Consider the following 1,376-nt stretch of genomic DNA (forward strand, 5'->3'; position numbering starts at 1 on the left):
GGGTCTGTCAAGAAGCTGGTGTAACTGATCTTGTCGGTTCTACTTCTTGTTCGTGGTCAGGCGTCCGGGGAAGGTGAGCTCGAAAGCGTTCAACGGCGCCTTCCAACGGGCGACCCAGCGTTTGCGCCCAGTGCCGGTGGGATCGAGGCTCATCAACGCTAGGTAGACGCACTTGAGCGCGGCGGCCTCGGTCGGGAAGTGGCCACGGGCCTTGACCGCCCGTCGGATCCGCGCGTTGATCGACTCGATGGCGTTCGTGGTACACACCACGGTGCGGATCTCGGCGTCGAACTGCAAAAACGGCACGAACTCCGCCCAGCTGTTCTCCCATAGCTTGATGATCGCCGGGTAGCGGGCCTCCCACTTGTCACCGAAGGCAGCCAGCGCGTCCAGTGCCGCCGACTCGCTGGGCGCGGTGTAGAGGGGCTTGAGGTCCTTCGCGATCGCCGCCCAGTCCCGCTTGGAGGCGTAGCGGAAGCTGTTGCGCAGGAGGTGGACGACGCAGGTCTGGGTGATCGCTTGCGGCCACACGGTTTCGATGGCCTCGGGCAGGCCCTTGAGTCCGTCGCACACGACGATACACACGTCGGCTGTGCCGCGGTTCTTGATCTCCGAGAGGACCCGCAGCCAGTACTTGGCTCCCTCGCCGTCGCCGTGTTCGCCAGCCCACAGCCCGAGGATGTCGCGGGTGCCCTCCACGGTGACGCCGAGCGCCAGATAGATCGGCCGGTTCGCGACGTTGCCCTCACGGATCTTGACATTCACACAGTCAATGAACACCACCGGATACACCGCATCCAGCGGCCGGTTCTGCCACTCGGCCATGCCGTCCATCACGCGGTCGGTGATGGTGGTGATGGTCTGCTTGGACACCTCGGCGTCGTACACCTCGGCCAGGTGCGCGGCGATCTCACCATGCGTGAGCCCCTTGGCGGACAACGAGATCACCAGATCATCCAGCCCGGTCAGCCGGCGCTGGCCCTTGCCCACCAGTTGCGGCTCGAAACTGCCGTCGCGATCCCGCGGGGTAGCGATCTCCACCGGGCCGGCCTCGGTCAGCACCTTCTTGCCGCGCCGGCCGTTGCGAGAGTTCCCGCCGTTGCGGCCGGCCGGGTCATGCTTGGAATAGCCGAGATGGTCGTCCATCTCGCCTTCCAACGCCGACTCCACCACCTTCTTGGTCAGCATCGCCAGCAGGCCGCCCTCACCGGTCAACTGCAGACCCTCGGCCCGCGCCCGATCCGCCAGCTGCTGCACCAGCTGATCGTCCACTCCATCCGCCATCGCCGGAGCCTTCGCCTCGCCGCCGTTGCCCGTCCCATCAGTCACAGATGTCTCCTTCACCTCAGGAGTTACACCAACGAAATTACAGTCCC

1 protein-coding gene is annotated in these 1,376 nt (G+C 65.2%); it reads right to left on the bottom strand.

Annotated features, from left to right (window positions below):
- Positions 1-39: 39 nt before the first annotated feature.
- Positions 40-1,284: an IS256 family transposase gene (locus tag H5411_RS46425; RefSeq protein WP_110341587.1), complete on the bottom strand. Its 1,245-nt coding sequence runs from the start codon at positions 1,282-1,284 to the stop codon at positions 40-42.
- Positions 1,285-1,376 lie beyond the last annotated feature (92 nt).

The organism is Amycolatopsis echigonensis, assembly GCF_014174495.1.
Taxonomy (GTDB): domain Bacteria; phylum Actinomycetota; class Actinomycetes; order Mycobacteriales; family Pseudonocardiaceae; genus Amycolatopsis; species Amycolatopsis echigonensis.

Bases quoted from the DNA above. Each gene is read 5' to 3' on its own strand.
- H5411_RS46425 (WP_110341587.1), bottom strand. From the start codon at position 1,284: ATGGCGGATGGAGTGGACGATCAGCTGGTGCAGCAGCTGGCGGATCGG.